14 protein-coding genes and 3 pseudogenes are annotated in these 15,696 nt (G+C 60.4%); 6 read left to right on the top strand and 11 right to left on the bottom strand.

Going from position 1 to position 15,696, the window contains the following annotated elements; all coding sequences use genetic code 11:
• Positions 1-77: 77 nt before the first annotated feature.
• The 6 genes from VL15_RS08535 to VL15_RS08515 form a co-directional block, all read right to left on the bottom strand.
• The gene (locus VL15_RS08535; RefSeq protein WP_048244866.1) at positions 78-1,076 is read right to left on the bottom strand and encodes a TauD/TfdA family dioxygenase; all 999 of its coding nucleotides are present in this window, start codon (positions 1,074-1,076) and stop codon (positions 78-80) included.
• 78 nt (positions 1,077-1,154) lie between these two features.
• Positions 1,155-2,465 (bottom strand): diaminobutyrate--2-oxoglutarate transaminase family protein, encoded by a 1,311-nt coding sequence (locus VL15_RS08530; RefSeq protein WP_048244865.1) that lies wholly within the window; start codon positions 2,463-2,465, stop codon positions 1,155-1,157.
• Positions 2,466-2,624: 159 nt separating this feature from the next.
• Positions 2,625-3,575 (bottom strand): UDP-glucuronic acid decarboxylase family protein, encoded by a 951-nt coding sequence (locus VL15_RS08525; protein WP_048244863.1) that lies wholly within the window; start codon positions 3,573-3,575, stop codon positions 2,625-2,627.
• Positions 3,576-3,716: 141 nt separating this feature from the next.
• On the bottom strand, positions 3,717-4,436 hold the full coding sequence (locus tag VL15_RS08520; RefSeq protein ID WP_053077600.1) for a thioesterase II family protein: 720 nt from the start codon (positions 4,434-4,436) through the stop codon (positions 3,717-3,719).
• Positions 4,427-4,720, bottom strand: a complete 294-nt coding sequence (locus tag VL15_RS41810) for a hypothetical protein (protein WP_155420159.1) — start codon at positions 4,718-4,720, stop codon at positions 4,427-4,429. Before VL15_RS41810 ends, VL15_RS08520 begins: the two co-directional genes overlap by 10 nt.
• 162 nt (positions 4,721-4,882) lie before the next feature.
• Positions 4,883-5,994, bottom strand: a protein-coding gene (locus tag VL15_RS08515) for an IS3 family transposase (RefSeq protein ID WP_155420158.1) whose coding sequence is annotated in 2 segments (ribosomal slippage) — positions 4,883-5,745 and positions 5,745-5,994 — 1,113 coding nt in all. Because the reading frame shifts where the segments join, the coding sequence is not laid out codon by codon here.
• Positions 5,995-6,298: 304 nt separating this feature from the next.
• Here VL15_RS08515 and VL15_RS43130 point away from each other — a divergent pair.
• The 3 genes and pseudogenes from VL15_RS43130 to VL15_RS08500 all read left to right on the top strand — a co-directional run.
• Positions 6,299-6,490 (top strand): annotated as a pseudogene (locus VL15_RS43130) (IS3 family transposase); the annotation flags it as partial.
• A gap of 422 nt (positions 6,491-6,912) precedes the next feature.
• Positions 6,913-8,520, top strand: a complete 1,608-nt coding sequence (locus VL15_RS08505; RefSeq protein WP_048244856.1) for a 3-keto-5-aminohexanoate cleavage protein — start codon at positions 6,913-6,915, stop codon at positions 8,518-8,520.
• 15 nt (positions 8,521-8,535) lie between these two features.
• Positions 8,536-9,063 carry a gamma carbonic anhydrase family protein gene (locus VL15_RS08500; protein WP_048244854.1) on the top strand — a complete coding sequence of 176 codons (528 nt, stop codon included), beginning with the start codon at positions 8,536-8,538 and terminating at the stop codon, positions 9,061-9,063.
• Positions 9,064-9,321: 258 nt separating this feature from the next.
• Here VL15_RS08500 and VL15_RS08495 read toward each other — a convergent pair.
• The 4 genes and pseudogenes from VL15_RS08495 to VL15_RS08475 all read right to left on the bottom strand — a co-directional run.
• Positions 9,322-9,723: pseudogene (locus VL15_RS08495) on the bottom strand (ATP-binding protein); the annotation flags it as partial.
• Between the two features lie 60 nt (positions 9,724-9,783).
• A protein-coding gene (locus tag VL15_RS41805) for an IS3 family transposase (protein WP_419188655.1) occupies positions 9,784-10,919 on the bottom strand; the annotation gives its coding sequence in 2 pieces (ribosomal slippage) (positions 9,784-10,655 and positions 10,655-10,919; 1,137 coding nt in all).
• A 145-nt stretch (positions 10,920-11,064) separates the two neighbouring features.
• Positions 11,065-11,220 (bottom strand): annotated as a pseudogene (locus VL15_RS08480) (IS6 family transposase); the annotation flags it as partial.
• Positions 11,221-11,340: 120 nt separating this feature from the next.
• Positions 11,341-12,927: a glycosyl hydrolase family 18 protein gene (locus VL15_RS08475; RefSeq protein ID WP_048244847.1), complete on the bottom strand. Its 1,587-nt coding sequence runs from the start codon at positions 12,925-12,927 to the stop codon at positions 11,341-11,343.
• 580 nt (positions 12,928-13,507) lie between these two features.
• Here VL15_RS08475 and VL15_RS43750 point away from each other — a divergent pair.
• From VL15_RS43750 to VL15_RS08470, 3 genes are all read left to right on the top strand, one after another.
• Positions 13,508-13,663, top strand: a complete 156-nt coding sequence (locus tag VL15_RS43750) for a phage integrase family protein (protein ID WP_155420175.1) — start codon at positions 13,508-13,510, stop codon at positions 13,661-13,663.
• 47 nt (positions 13,664-13,710) lie between these two features.
• The gene (locus tag VL15_RS43565; protein ID WP_256249986.1) at positions 13,711-13,845 is read left to right on the top strand and encodes a ribbon-helix-helix domain-containing protein; all 135 of its coding nucleotides are present in this window, start codon (positions 13,711-13,713) and stop codon (positions 13,843-13,845) included.
• A 107-nt stretch (positions 13,846-13,952) separates the two neighbouring features.
• On the top strand, positions 13,953-14,426 hold the full coding sequence (locus tag VL15_RS08470; RefSeq protein WP_048244845.1) for an RES family NAD+ phosphorylase: 474 nt from the start codon (positions 13,953-13,955) through the stop codon (positions 14,424-14,426).
• A 372-nt stretch (positions 14,427-14,798) separates the two neighbouring features.
• Here VL15_RS08470 and VL15_RS08465 read toward each other — a convergent pair whose 3' ends face one another.
• Entirely contained in the window at positions 14,799-15,617 is an 819-nt protein-coding gene (locus VL15_RS08465; RefSeq protein WP_048244843.1) for an aspartyl/asparaginyl beta-hydroxylase domain-containing protein, read from the bottom strand.
• Positions 15,618-15,696 lie beyond the last annotated feature (79 nt).

Raw genomic sequence — 15,696 nt, 5'->3', positions numbered from 1 at the left:
CGTAATTCAAGGACACGGCGGTTCGTGTGCGTATTCAATCGGGCCGGTCATTCATTCGCGCGGTCATGGTTTGCCGACTACCTGGCCGACGGCATTCCCGTGTCGGGGGAGTAGGGGTCCAGCAGCGACACGATCACCTTGCGCTCGCCTTCGAACGGGTTGCGCCCATGCGCGAATCGCATGTTGTCGACGAGCAGGACGTCGCCGCGCTGCCAGGGAAACTGGATCGCGCATTCGCGGTACGCATTGCGGATCTGCTCGATGTCGTCGAGATCGAATGGACTCCCGTCGCCATAGAACGCGTTGCGCGGAACGCGATCCTCGCCGAACAGGCTGACGATCGAACTGGCGAGCGATGCTTCCAGGTTCGAGAGGTGGAACAGGTGGGCCTGGTTGAAGAAAACCCTGTCACGGGTGACCGGATGGTAGGCCACGCCCTGGTTGATCTGTGCGGTGCATAACGTGTCGTCGTCGAGCCATTCGTGCTCGATGCCGTTGTCTGCGCAGAAGGCCGCGACCTGGCTGCGGTCGGTGGTCTGAAAGACGGTTTCCCACGGAATGTCGACGTGCCGCCGGTAGTGCCTGACATAGCGGACCTGCTTCGCCTCGAAGTTCCCCAGGATGCGTGCTCCGATCCGGCGGCTCACCTCCCGCATGTCGGCGATCGGCGTTTCGCCGCCGGCCGTGGGCGCGCAAAGGCAGCAGAATGCGACGCGCAGCGGCCAGCTGCGTTGATACGCGTTTTCGCAATGAAGCGCGATCGTCTCGCTCGGCGGATATTCGGTGGCGGTGAAGATGCCGTTGCCGATCGAGGTGCGCGGCGTGGAACGATAGACGTAGTCGGACTGATGAGCCGACACCGCGTTCGAAAACGCCTCGAATTCGACGACCGATGACACGTCGAAACCGCGAAACAGGAGCGCGCCATGTTCCAGAAGCCGCGATTCGAGTTCAACTCGATTGTCGTTGACCGCCAGCACGAGATCGTGCCCGTTCACTCGCCCGCTCGATGCCGGCTCCAGCAGCAACGGCGAGGCCCCGTCGGCAAGCAGCTTGCGTTCCGTCATGCCCAGCATGGTCAACTATTCCTTATCTAAATGTGGATCGCGACGCACCGCGGACCGACCGGTCTTCACGGTTACGCTGCAGTGTGCCTATGAGCGGCAGGCCGTTTCCACCGCTTGTTCGAAGCGGTTGAGAATCTCGTGGATGTCCGCTTCCGAGACGATCAACGGCGGCAGGAACCTGAGTACCGCGCCATGACGGCCGCCGGTTTCGATCACGAGTCCGTTGCGCAGGCAACTCAGCTTGATGGCTTTCGCGAGCGCCGCATGGGTCGGGCCGGGTTGGCCATCGCGGCCGGGCAGCACGACTTCGACGCCGATCATCAGGCCGCGGCCGCGGATCTGGCCCAGACTGGGGAAGCGTTCGGCAATACGTTCGAGGCCGGCGACCAGCAGCTTGCCGACCGCGTCCGCGTGCGCCGACAGCCCGTCTCGATCGACGATGCGCATGGTCGACAAACCAGCCACCATCGCGATCTGGTTGCCGCGGAAGGTGCCCGCGTGCGAGCCTGGCGGCCAGGTGTCCAGGCGCTTGTCATAGACCACCACCGACAGCGGATAGCCGCCGCCGAACGCCTTCGACAACACCAGGACGTCCGGCCGGATGCCGGAATGCTCGATGGCGAACAGCGCGCCGGTTCGGCCGAGGCCGGTCTGCACTTCATCGACGATCAGCGGGATTTCATGCCGCAGCGTCAGCTCGCGCAACTCGATCAGCCAGGCGTCGGAAGCGGGGATGCAGCCGCCTTCGCCTTGCACGACTTCGACGATGACGGCCGCGGGTTTCGTGATCCCGCTCTCGGGATCGGACAGGACCGTCCGGATATAGTTGATGCTGAGTTGATCGGTTGCCGAGCCGTCGGTGCCGAACGGGCAGCGAAAGGCATAGGGGTAGGGCAGGAAATGAACGTCGCGCCCGTTGCTGCCGGCCGATTTCGGCGTGAGATTGCCCGATGCGGCGAGTGCGCCGGCCGTCATGCCATGGTAGGCGCCGTGAAACGCCATGATCGTCGGGCGGCCCGTATGATGCCGGGCCAGCTTGATCGCCGCTTCGACGCCATCCGCTCCGCTCGGACTACAGAACTGGATCTTGCCGGTATCAGCGATCGCGTTCGGCAGCATCGAGAACAGCTGTTCGACGAACGCGTGCTTGGCCGGCGTCGCCAGGTCGAGCGCCTGTTGCAGTTGACCGGAGGACAGGAACCGCATGACGGCTTCGTTGACTTCCGGGTGATTGTGCCCGAGTGCGAGCGTTCCGGCATTGGACAGGCAGTCGATGTATTCCTGCCCGTCGGAATCGCGCATGCGTACGCCTTCGGCATGGGTAAACAGCCGTGGAAACGACGTCGCGTAGGTTCGCGCATTCGATTCGACATGCTTGAGATAATCGAGTTTTTCCATGCTTGGGGATCCGGCTTGCAGCGCGGATGATGGACACTGGCGAATCAGCATCGCTTCGTGTCGGCCAATGGTGCAACGGCAAGGGTGCAGCGGTACGGCTGATTGAAGCATGGTCTCCGTATTGCGTCTGCCACGGGAAAGCGGGACACCGGCGTGGCGTCAGGCAGGCACGGTCGAGCGGAAATAGTCGATGGTTCGACGCAGCCCCACTTCGAGCCCGATCGTCGGCTTCCAGTCGAGGTGGGTGCGTGCGAGGTTGATATCCGGACAACGTTGCGTCGGATCGTCCTTCGGCAGCGGCCGGAATACGATTCGCGACTTCGAGCCCGTCAGGCGCAAGATGATCTGCGCGAGTTCACTGACCGCGATCTCATGCGGATTGCCGAGATTGATCGGGCCGGTGACGTCCGCGGGCGTGCCCATCATCCGGATCAGGCCGCCGACCATGTCGTCGACATAGCAGAACGCGCGGGTCTGGCTGCCGTCGCCATACAGCGTGATGTCCTCGCCGCGCAGCGCCTGCACGATGAAGTTGGACACGACGCGACCGTCGTTGGGATGCATGCGCGGCCCGTACGTGTTGAAGATCCGTACCACCTTGATTTGCACGTTTTGCTGGCGGTGATAGTCGAAGAACAGGGTCTCCGCGCACCGCTTTCCTTCGTCATAGCACGCACGCGGCCCGAGCGGGTTGACGTTGCCCCGGTACGTCTCCGGTTGCGGATGCACGTCGGGGTCGCCGTATACTTCGCTCGTGGAAGTTTGCAGCACGCGTGCGTGCGTGCGCTTCGCGAGCCCCAGCATGTTGATCGCGCCCATCACGCTGGTCTTGGTGGTCTGCACGGGATCGAACTGATAGTGGATCGGCGATGCCGGACAGGCGAGGTTGTAGATCTCGTCCACCTCCACGTACAGCGGAAAGGTCACGTCGTGGCGCAGCGCCTCGAAGCTCGGGTTGCCGAGCAGCGCAGCCACGTTCTGCTTGGTGCCGGTGAAATAGTTGTCGACGCACAAGACGTCATGACCGAGTTCGACCAGGCGCTCGCACAGATGCGAACCGAGGAAACCCGCGCCACCGGTCACAAGGATCCGCTTTCGATTACGTTGCACAATTGCACTCCAGGTTTGACGCGTAGGTAAGTGGCGATCTGCCCCCGGGCACGTTCGCCGGGACCGCGAGGCGCTTCACTTCGACGATCACGGCACGGCACGCCGATCGCGCGATGCGGATCCCGACGTGTGCGATGCCCGTCATGCTTGCAGGGCGTTCGGTGCAACGTGATCCGCGCGCCGCAGGCGCGTCGCAATGATGTCGGCCATCGCCCGCATTTCGCTCCGGATAAAGAAGTGATCGCCGTTGATGACATGAAATTCGCAGCGCCCGGTCGTCGCGGCATCCCAGCCTGAAACGGAATCGGCAGGGACCTGTTCATCCGCCACGCCCGCGAACGCGGTGATGTCGACTGCCAGCCTGCGTCCGGGCACGGCCCGGTAGTTTTCGATCATCGTGAAATCCGCACGCAGCGCCGGCATCATCAACGCCATCATTTCGCGGTTGTCCAGCACCGCCTTCGGTGTACCGCCCATCTCGTGCAGCGCGTCGATGAACGCACGGTCGTCCAGCGCCTGCATCCGTCGAACGGGGCGCTCCTTGCCCGGTGCAGCGCGCGCGCTCACGAACAGATGCCGGAGGTTCGGTCGCGCATGGGCGGGAAGCCGCAGCGCCAGCTCGACGGCAATCGCCGCGCCCATGCTGTGGCCGAGCAGTGCGAAGGGACGATCGAAGCAACTGCCCAGGTCGTCCAGCAACGCGTCGATCAGCGTTGCCATATCCCGCACGGCTGGCTCCGACAGGCGGCTGCCTCGGCCGGCAAGCTCATGACGGTGCACCTCGATCCCGGGCAATAGCGGTTGCAGGCCACGATAGACGGCGGCCGAGCCGCCCGCGTAAGGAAAACAGATCAGACGCATGTGTGCGGGTACTCGATCGGCGCACTTGCTGCCGGGCTGCCGGAGATCGCGCTGCAGGCATTCACGGGTTCGGCGTTGTTCACGACTAAAGGTCCGGTCATTGTTTTCATGGTGATGCGTCGGCCATCTTCACCTGACGGGAATCGGGCTTGAACACCCGGCGCGGCTTCGCGATGCGCCAGGCGACAGGCCGCTTCCATAGCCGGTTCGTTAGCGCTGTACGCAGGCTGCGAGGCCGCACGCGAGAAGTCGCGGAAGCGTTGATTCGCCTCATGGAAATTCATGGTGCCGCCAGGATTCGGAATGCACCCGACCCGGCTGGGCATGAGTTAAACATGAGGCCGCGTGGATGTATGTCGTAGAAAAACGGGACGTGTGCAGTTCACGCATCGTCATGCGCGCTGCAGAGAAAGGCGGGGTGACCTGCCTGATTTCCTCAGGCCATTTCAAGCTTGGGGAACGGCCTCGGTTGCTTCAGTTGAACAATACTGCTGCTTGAACTCGTCGGGCGTCAGGTATGCCAGACTCGAATGCGGTCGGATAGCATTGTAGTGACGTCGCCACTGCTCGATCACAACCTTCGCTTCCGGGCGCGTTCGAAACCACTCAAGGCTCAGGCATTCGTCCCGGAATTTGCCGTTGAAGCTTTCGTCTGCGCCGTTCTGCCAAGGCTTGCCGGGATCGTTGAGCGCCATCTCCATGCTGTTCTGCGCGGCCCACTTCAGGATGGCCCGCGACACGAACTCCGGGCCATTGTCCGAACGCAAATAGCGCGGCGCGCCATGAACGCTGACCAGGTGGGACAGGACTTCGATGACGCGTCCCGAGCGAATCGATCCAGCCACATCGATCGCCAGACATTCACGCGTGTATTCATCGATCACCGTCAGACACTTCAACTGCTGGCCGTTGGCACATGCATCGAAGACGAAGTCGTACGCCCAGACGTGCCGTGCCGCCGTCGCCGGCTGAGGCCGGGGACGGCGAACCGCCACACGCCTGCGAGGTCGCTTGCGCGGGACCTGCAAGCCGGCAAGACGCCATAGCCGCCACGCCCGGTCCGCGCTCATCGGGTGACCCTGCCGCTCCAGAAAAATCTGGATTCGACGGTAGCCGTAGCGGGGATACTGCGCCGACAGAATGCTCATCGCCGCAAGTACCGGTGCGTCTCGCACGGCGAGCTTCGATTCGTAATGCAATGCAGATCGCGCCACCGACATCAGCGCGCACGCACGTCGCTCCGACAGGCCCCGCACTTTCGCGTACGTGACCTGCTGGCGTCGGGCGAGCGCGCTCACCACTTTTTTGCGTTGATCTCTTTCCTCACGTCCAGTTCGAGATCACGCTCCGCCAGCATCTTCTTCAGTCGCGCGTTCTCCTGCTCGAGCTGCCTGAGCCGCTTCACGTCGGCAGCCTCCAGGCCGCCGAAATGCTGCCGCCAGTTGTAGATCGTCTGTTCGCTAATCCCGTGCTGCTTCGCGACCTCGGCGACCGGCGCCTTTTCCGCCTCACGCAGGATCGTCACCATCTGCTCGTCGGTAAACCGGCTCTTCTTCATGACTTCCTTTCTCCGGCGACAGCGAACGCTACGAAAAAACCTATATCCCGAGTATCGACAGAAAATTTCCGCAGGCATCTCCGAGCAGGTCAATATCTGGCCGAATTCAGAAGACGGACGCTCTGCGAATCAGTTATTGCCTTTCTCTTGCGGGTGATTTTTCGCCTGCATTTGGTTTGTACTCTGATGTTAAATAAAAAGTAGACTCGCCTGACATTGTCGACACTTTTTCTCAATACGCGGACTCTCTCCAGTTCGTAGTCGCAATGCTCGATCGTGAGGTTGATCGAATCTATTTATTTGCGACAGACTATTCCGCAGCGGAAAGAGGGAATGGCTGCCGCCAGTGTGGTATACGTCGGCTCAGGGAGCACACTGGGATATCAGCCGTCACCTGATGCACCGGTACAACTGGATGCGGCCGCATCAGTTCGCCGATGGGCTGGCGCCGGCTGTTGAGGAAGAAAAACTTAACACAGTGTCCGGGATTGGTTGACCACTAAACTGCCAGACTGGTTCATAGATCCTGACAGATCTTGCGCGTGATCTCACGTGGTCCTCACGGAGTTCCACAAGCTCTCACATCATGCGGCCACGCGCGCGAATATGGAAATGAGCGCGTCGAGTCGCGGATTTGATGCAATTTCAACAAATTTATATTTTCAAAAATCACGTGCGTCACGTACTCATCTGATAATCCGCCAAAAAATTCGAGAAATTACTGCAAAGGATAGGGTGAAAATTTCATATTCTCGAAACAGATGTCGAGATTATTTACGAAAATTCCGCTTAAGCCCGAATTCTTTCATCAATATGATGATTTGCTTTCAGTTTACTTGCATTAAAAATTATGTCGCGTAGAATTTGGCCTGTGGTACCCGCTACAAGCATTAATGTCCAATTCTCTGGAGGATATTCATGACTTCAATGTACATTACCGCTGCGCCGATCGGGGCCGTTCCGAAATGGATCAATCCATTGGAGCCAACCTTTATTCCGTCCTATTTGCTCCAATTGATCGATGGTTCGGAGTCGGCCCGCATTCTTGCGCAATTGCAGGCTGATGGCTGGGAGGCTGTTCCGCACGGAGGGATGCTGCTTACACGCGGACACGACAGTTTCATCGCAGATAGTTGGCTCGAGCAACATGCCGATGCGGGCACTGCCAGACAGACGTTGGAATCGGAAGGATGGCTGCGTCGGGATCAAGCGTGGCATGCTCCGCAGACTTCCGCTGCCGAAGCAACGACGTTGCCACGCGAATGGCTGATGGATGTTAAGTCGATGCCATTGGTGCGACAAATCGTTTTGCAATTGACCACGTATGGCTGGGTGGTCTCAGAACGAGGCGATCTCATTTGGGAGCATGCAAAGCTTCATAGCTATTTCCCTCCTGCTTTAATCGATTCAATCCGCGAAAATTGTCAGCCCTTGTTGAGAAAAATGGAGGGATGTGGCTGGCAGGTCTGCGGGGCCGGATACTGGCAACCGGGTAAGGCGCGTTCGCCATTTCTGCCAATTTCTCCGATGGATATTGTTAAGGAATCCATACGATCGTTGGAAGAAGGTGCGGCAGTCGTTCACCTGCATACACGCGAACTCGCTGACCGTCGACAAATCGAGATTCCCGGACTCGGCCAGATCACGGTGGGTTCGCAACGCAATCAGATCGTGCTGGAGCATTACGACCAAATCGTGCCTGCAGTCAAGGCGCGTGACGCATCGGCAATTTTGAATTTGTCAACGAGTGTACGCGGTGATCGCCAAAGTGCTCGCAGTGATTTGCGCCGCGCACATTTGAAATCGTACGGCGACGCGGATGTTCCGGAAATGGCGTCGCTCAGCCCAGCGGCGGTTATCTTTCAGGGTGGTGGTGGTTACGATAATGCGCCAGATTTCCTGGCCGCACAGTTCACGCATTTTTGGCGTACCGGTACCCGCCCGGAAGTTGAGGTATTCAACCACACGATCGTTGACAACGCGACGACATTGTACCGAGAGCACCTCGATGCCGCGGGCAAGCCGGTCCTATTCATGCTGGTGGCAGGCGTGGATCAGTACCGTCGCGACCCCATTACCGGAGAAGTGGAGGACGACTCGCTGATCGAGCCTGCCTGCCGCCAAGAAATCGGCAAACTCTTGTCGATCGGCGACCTCGCCCACAGGGAGCGGGCCGTTTCGATCGCGGCCGAACAGTTGCAACCGGTAGTCGAGAGACTTAGAAATATTTTCCCGACGGGCAAGATTTCAATCCTCTTGCCCGGGCCGATGCAGGTGATGCTGGCCGATGTGGCACTCAGCTTGGGGCTCGATGGGGTTCGAGTTGGGCTCGAGGACGGCTTGAACGTATATGACAGCCGCGCCCCAGGTGGCGTACGGAAAGCTCGAGGCACGTGGGAACAGGTCCGAATGTTGCGCGAGGCGCTCCATGCAAAGGGCATTGCTGTACAAACCTCCGCGCAGGTACGGGATATGCTGAGCATGCCGATCGGTGCGGTGGGGTCGCAGAAGCTGGCTCACCAATGACGTGTTGAGGACGAAATGGCCATCTATCGACTCAGCGATCGCACACCCACGATTCACGACAGTGTATTTGTCGCGGACACGGCAGCGGTCATCGGCAATGTCCACTTGGCAGCCCATTCGAGCGTGTGGTTCGGTGCTGTACTGCGCGGCGATACCGAGCCGCTCAGCATCGGAGAAGGGTGCAACATCCAAGACGGCGCCGTGCTACACACCGAGAAGGGATTCCCGTTGGAGCTTGATTCGCACATCACGGTCGGACATCAAGCCGTACTGCATGGTTGCTCAATCGGTGGAGGCTCTCTGATTGGCATCCAGGCCGTAGTCCTAGACGGAGCCAGGATTGGACGTCAGTCTCTGGTTGGTGCGGGCGCAATCGTGACATCTGGCAAGGAATTTCCGGATCGTGCGCTGATTCTCGGTTCGCCCGCTAAGGTGGTGCGAATGTTGTCGGACGAAGAAGTGATCAAGCTGCAGACGAATATATACTTCTACGCTGAGCAACGACGCCCGCACTTCCGGGAAAAGCTCCTAAGGATCGACTAACTTTGGGGCGTCAATAGGCAGCTCGGGCATTCTGGCTTGTTCGTCAATTTGTAGGCAAGGCATACCATCAGAGCAGAACTCGTGGCTATGCCGATAAATCGACAGCGGAGGGTAGTACTGCAGGCGGCGGTCACGAATGCCGCTGCCTGCTTTATCTCCGAAATATTTTAGAAGCTGTTCCGTCTCTGTTGATTTCCACCGAATCGTGACCCACCGTATTCATCTAAATCTGACCCACCCCGAGACAGCGTAGTACATCTATTCCGATGTGGATGGCTCCTCACTGCCTGTTGCTTTTGCTGCTCTCTTTCTCGTTGCCTTCGCCTTGGCAGAACTGGACTTGAAGCGCCAGGATTCATTGCCCGTTTCGACGATGTGGCAGTGATGGGTGACGCGGTCCAGCAGCGCCGTCGTCATCTTTGCGTCCCCGAACACGGTCGCCCACTCGCCGAAGCTGAGGTTGGTGGTGATCGCGACACTCGTGTGTTCATACAGCTTCGAGAGCAAGTGGAACAGCAATGCGCCACCGGTCTGGCTGAACGGCAGGTAGCCCAGTTCGTCGAGGATCACCAGGTCGACGTACATCAGCTTATGGGCGATCTGGCCTTGTTTGCCGGTGGACTTCTCCTGCTCCAGTGCGTTGGTCAGCTCGACGGTCGAGAGATGGCCTCACTCGTTCGGACAGTTTTCTGAGATTTTTAAGTGGAGCGGCCGAGGCAATCATGCTGCCGATTTGATCGCAGGCAGTGTCGCGAAGTATGCCTCATCCGGCGTCTGATCCGCCAGGCTCGAATGGGGCCTTTTCCGGTTGTACAACTCGATGTAGTCGCCGATGGAGCGCCGGGCATGGCTGACCGACTCGTAGGCCCGCAGGTAAATCTCTTCGTACTTGATGCTGCGCCATACGCGCTCGACGAACACGTTGTCACGCCAAGCCCCTTTGCCGTCCATCGACAGCCGCACGCCTCGACCCAGTACGGCCTCGGTGAACGCGCCCGCCGTGAACTGGCTGCCTTGATCGGTGTTCACGATGTCGGGCAGCCCGTAGCGGGAGAACGCTTCTTCCAGTGCCTCGACGGCATGCGTGGCTTCCAGCGTGATGGCAACCCGGTGCGCGAGAATCTTGCGGCTCGCCCAGTCCACCACCGCCGTCAGGTACACGAAGCCTCGCGCCATCGGAATGTAGGTCGTGTCGAGGGCGAACACCTGGTCGGCCCGCGCGATCTTCATGCCGCGCAGCAAGTACGGCCAGATCTTGTGCTGCACGTTGCGGCGGCTTGTGTTCGGCTTGCAGTACAGCGCCTCCACGCCCATGCGCTTCATCAACGTGTGTACGCGACGGCGGCCGACTTCATGGCCCTCCCGACGCAACAGGCGCGCCAGCATCCGTGCCCCGGCAAACGGGAACTCCATGTGCAGTTCGTCGATTCGCCGCATCAACAACAAATCGGTTTCGCTGACCGGCTGCGGCCGGTAATACGCACTCGATCTCGCGATGCCGACCAGTCGCGTCTGTTGCGAAGCCGGCAGCGCATGCGTACGGTCGATCATCGTTTTGCGCTCAGCAATCCCGCCTTGGTGAGCGCACCTTCTAAAAAATCATTCTCCAGTGTCAGCTGGCCGATCTTGGCGTGCAACGCCTTCAGGTCCACCGGCGGCTCGCTCGACGGCATGCCTGCCGCGCCAAACACGTCCGCCGCACGCTCCTGCGATTGCCGCTTCCATTCGGTAATCTGGTTCGGGTGCACATCGAACTGCTGCGCCAGCTCGGCCAGCGTGCGCTCGCCCTTGACCGCTGCCAGCGCCACCTTCGCATTGAACGCCGCTGAGTGCGTGCGTCGGGTTCTCTTCGTCATTTCCTCGGTTCCTTTGCCAGCATTATCGCTGGCTCAGGCCCCGGCCGATCCACTTATCTGGCTGTCCGAATTTGCGAGGCCACCTCTATCCTCGATGGCGCAGAAACGCAATGAACCCGTTGGGCCCGCCAAATTTGTCGCATCAGCGCCGGATCGTTTCGCAGCTCACCACGACACCGCGCTCGAACAGCAATTCTTCGACATCGCGCAGGCTGAGCTGGAAGCGGAAATACCACCGCACGGCCTGAGCAACGGTGGCCGCAGGAAACCGGCGTCCACGATAGAGCGAGGTCGTTTTCATGTCGTTATCCTACGCAAACGTGACAATGCCGGTGCGTCGTTAAAGGACCGCGTACCTTGAGCGAGGGATTGGGCACGCGGACCGGCATGCTGGACTCCAGCTAAAAATGCCTTGCTAGCATTAACGCTTCGGCGCCACCCCGGTGGGCTTGGTGGCGGCGGTGGCGCTGCGCAACTCGCCCATGGTGGACAGCAGTGAGCCTTGCATATCGTCGCCATCCAATGACCAACTGAACACGCCGCCCAGTTGCTGGGCTTTGACATAGCCCAGCTTGGTGCGGATCACATCCGGTGTGTCATAACTCCAGAACTGCGTGCCGTCATAGCTCCACAGCTGCTTGGTGACGGGATGCACATAACGCGCGCCTGCGCGGCCCCCCAGCACACGATAGTCCTCGTAACCCGCCTCGTAAGTGCCGGGCGCGGGGCCGGTGGCGCTTTGATACAGGCCATTGCCATAAGGGCCGGCGGCCACGCCGGTCCAGCCGCGGCCATAGAAGGGGATGCCCACATTGATGCGGTTGCGGGCCAGTCCAGCACTGACCAGGGCATTCACCGCGTCGTCGATATCATAGAACTTGGCGTCGTTCTGGGCCGGATTGGCCGGATCCGGGTAGAGGTTGGACTGGAAGTTGGTGGGGCCTTGCGCTTCCCAGCCGCCATGGAAGTCATAAGACATCACATTGGCCCAGTCCAGGTAAGCGCCGTAGTTGCTCGGTTCGGTATTGCGGATTTTGTCCACTCCGGCGCCCAGCGCGACGGAAAGGTAATAGCGACGCTTGTTCTGCTGGCCCAACGCATCCAGCTGACGGCGGAACTCCGCCAGCAGCAGGGTGAAGTTTTGCTTGTCCGCCGCGCTGTAATGATTGGTGGGCAGGCCACCGGCCACCGGGTATTCCCAGTCGATGTCAAAGCCGTCAAACACGCCCAGCGCCACACCCTGTCCCCCAGCGTTTTCTTGTTGCGGCAGGTTGCCCTTGATGTAGAGGTTGATGCAGGAGGAAACCAGCGCCTGGCGGCTGGCGTCGTTGGCGGCTACGGTGGAGAAGTTCTTGGACCAGGTCCAGCCGCCCAGGGAGATCAGCACCTTGAGCTGCGGATTTGTCAGTTTCAGCTTACGCAGTTGGTTGAAGTTGCCGCGTAGTGGGGTGTCCCAGCTGTCTGCCTGGCCGTCCACGGACTCCGCCGCGGAGACGGCGCGCTGGTAATCCGCCCAGGCGTCGCCGCCATCGCCATTGCCGCTTTCCGCCACCGTGACCATGCCGCACTGGCCGTTGGCGTAGACATTGCCAAAAGCGTAGTTGAGCACGGTGAGTTTTTTATCGCCTCCGCTGGCCATCAGGTTTTTCACAAAGTACTGGCGCTGATAAATGCCCCATTGGGTGAAATAAGAGCCCACGTTGTAGCCCACGGTGGGCGTGGGTTCCGGCGGCACGCCGCTGCCTGAGCTGCCGCCGCTGATAGGCGCGCATGAGTTGGCGGCGCGCTGCTGCCAAACGGCCCCTTGGCTGGCTGTAGGCGTTTCCCCTCGCGTCCACCATTGCGCTTGCCAGGTTTGGCCGTTGTACAAGGCGTAATCGCCCGCGTTATAGATCTGGCTGGATTGCCAGGCGCTGCAGCTGGGCAGGGCATGGGCCGCAGAGCTGGCCACGATAAGGCTGCTCGCGCCGATCAGGGGCAGGCACAGGCGGTAAATCGAACGTTGCATTACATTCTCCTTTGCTTTATGGCGGATGCCGGTGATAAAGCCTGGTTTACTTTGGTATGTATTTGGTACTAAAGTGGTATCAGTATTGGCCAGGATTTGGGAAATGCAAGGAGAATTTCGGGGCGCTTCAGAAAATCTATGGTCACCCCATTTTTTGCAAGACTGATTTCGATGTCGTTGTTGGCTTGCGTAAATCTATTCGGCGTCGTTTAGGGGAATGACTCCCCGCGCCACGACGAGATTCGCGCCTGGCGGTCCTAAAAACGGAAGCAGTCTGGCATAGGTGCTTGGAAAACGATTATTTCGAAAAATCCATCTTGATCGGCTGCAGATGTCACGGATAATCGATATCCCGAAAAACCGGCGATGACAATGTGATAACTGTTAAGTCAACCTTAATACGCTGTTGAAGCGCATCGTATTCTTGAACATCGGCACGGATATGCATTTAAATACGTAACAATGTCCACGGCGGGGCCCTGCGCGAGATCCGCGCTCGCATCGCTCTCCATACCCGAAGCAGGGCGCGGAGGGCTGCGAGTCTCGTTGAGACGTCACAGCCCGAGCACGCGCTCAAGGGCTGGTTCGACCCCAGCTCATTGTGCGGCTCACGGCCGCCGACGTCGCTACGTGTGCCGATCTGCTCACACTGATTCGCAAGCGGCGTCAGCGCTGGTATCGCGCGGCGCTGTACTTCGGCCCGCCCGGCGCGCACCTGGCAAACCACGGTCCGTGACGGCGTTACGAGGATGGAGTAGGAGGCACCACGGGCATCACCCAGCAATGAGTATCAGCCTCCCGAGCGAGATGGCCGACGGCGTGCGGCAGCAGGTCGCCAGCGGCACCTATGCCACGTCAGAAGTAATGAATCCGCAACGCGCTGCGCTGCGCGGGCTCGCCGGCCACAAGCCGAAGTGACCGACCGCCATTCGATTCGGTCGCGCCGTGGCACACGTCGCGCTCACCGAGCTCGGCGCGCGTCGCGTCGAGGAAGTGCTGTGGAAGCTCTTCTACGGGCTTCCGGCATGAAGTTGTACCGCATCGCCGACACGCGGCACACGATCTGGAGCGGCACCGGCGCGATGCTGGTCGGCGGACGCGTCAACAGCCCGGGCCGTCCGGTCATTTATGCGGCGCTGACGTTCGCGGGCGCCATGCTCGAGGTGCTCGTCCATGCGCGTATCGGCAGGGTGCCAAAGACGCACGCATGCGTCGAGTCGACCGTGTCCGATGACGTGAGCATCGAACGACACACCGCCGAATCGTTGCCCGAAGGGTGGGACGCCCCGGCGCAGCAGATCGCCCGTCGATTCGGTGACGCATGGCTGACGGAAGCGCGCAGCGCGATCCTGGTAGTGCCGTCGGTCGTCGCGCGCGCGGAATACAACGCGCTGGTGAATCCCGCACACCCGGACGCCGTACGGATTGTAGTTGCGGAACCGCGGCCGGTCGTATGGGATGAACGACTGTTTGTCATGCCGGCGGGCGGCGCATCGTAACCCGGCTGCGTGGCACGCGCCGCAGCGCGACGCCGCGCGCGAAATTAGCGATCGGCGACGGCGACGCGGACGTCAGCGTTCGTGACGTTGACTGCAGTCCTCCAATATCAACCAGACCCATAAAAACTTCGCTAGTCAGCATTATGTCAATTTACATTCATCACGGCGATCATGAACCACCGTGTCGCGCGCCGATCGAGCGGCTTCTGCCCGATGGCCGCCACCGTAATCGCCGACGGCGCAGCAACGAGCGCATTTCGAATTTTCCATTCATCGCGCGTCAATCGAAAACCAGGCCCCACAGCCTGGTCAGGCCGCTATCGGTCGATGATCAAAAGGCGACCGCCCCCAAACCGGTCGCCCGTCCCCGCCTTACGCCGCGGCTGCTTCCGCCCACGGTGGCCGGAAATCCAGCCCGAGATGCAGGCTGATCGCAGCGTCGAGCCGCTCGACCGCGTCCCGCTCGATACGCGTAATGCCCGGATGCCAGATATCGACCAGCAGGCAAACCCGCGGCTCGTCGCTGTCGTTCCAGCTCTCATGCTCGAACGTATCGTCGAAAATGATCGCGCGACGGTCCGGCCACTCGCGGGTCTCGTCGCCGACGCGCAGCCGCGAGCCGCGCGGCACGATCAGCGGAAGCTGGCAGGTCAGCTTGAGATTCGTCGTGTCCGAATGCGGCGGAATCCGCGTGCCGCCCTGGATCACCGAAAAGATGAAGGCGCCGCTCGGGCTGAGGAAATCCTGCACCTGCCGCATCAGCGCCGCGGTGCGCGGGCAGCGGCGACAATTCTCCTCGACCTCCGGCTCGCCCTTGCGCCTGAAATAGAACGACCCCCAGTCGTTCCGCCGGATCGACTCGAAACGTCCCGCCACCTGCTCTTCGTACGGCAGCAGCATCGGCGTGGTGACCTGCGCGAGAAACTCCTCGCGCAGCATGTCGACCGACGCCTCGATCGTCGACGTGAACGCCTCGAGCTCCGGATAATCGGACGCCTCGTACCACGGCTTGCCGTCCAGCCCCGGGAAATAGAACAGCAACGGCCGCTGATGTTTCGGCAACGCGGGCAGCGGAACCCGCCCCGTGTTGATGTCGACGAACTCGATCACGCGTCCGAGCTCCGCTATCCCGTACTGCGACACGAGCGCCTCCAGCGTTTCGTGAATCGCGTTGCGCATCTCCTGCTTCATAGTCGCTCTCCTTGGCTATCGTGGGGTGACAAACTAAAAAGGTTGCCGCTACCGCATGGCGCATCACACATGAATCGAA

Origin of the sequence: Burkholderia cepacia, assembly GCF_001039005.1 — a bacterium.
GTDB lineage: Bacteria > Pseudomonadota > Gammaproteobacteria > Burkholderiales > Burkholderiaceae > Burkholderia > Burkholderia theae.
Note: the sequence above shows the minus strand (reverse complement) of the source record. Positions and strands in the feature narration are given on the sequence as shown.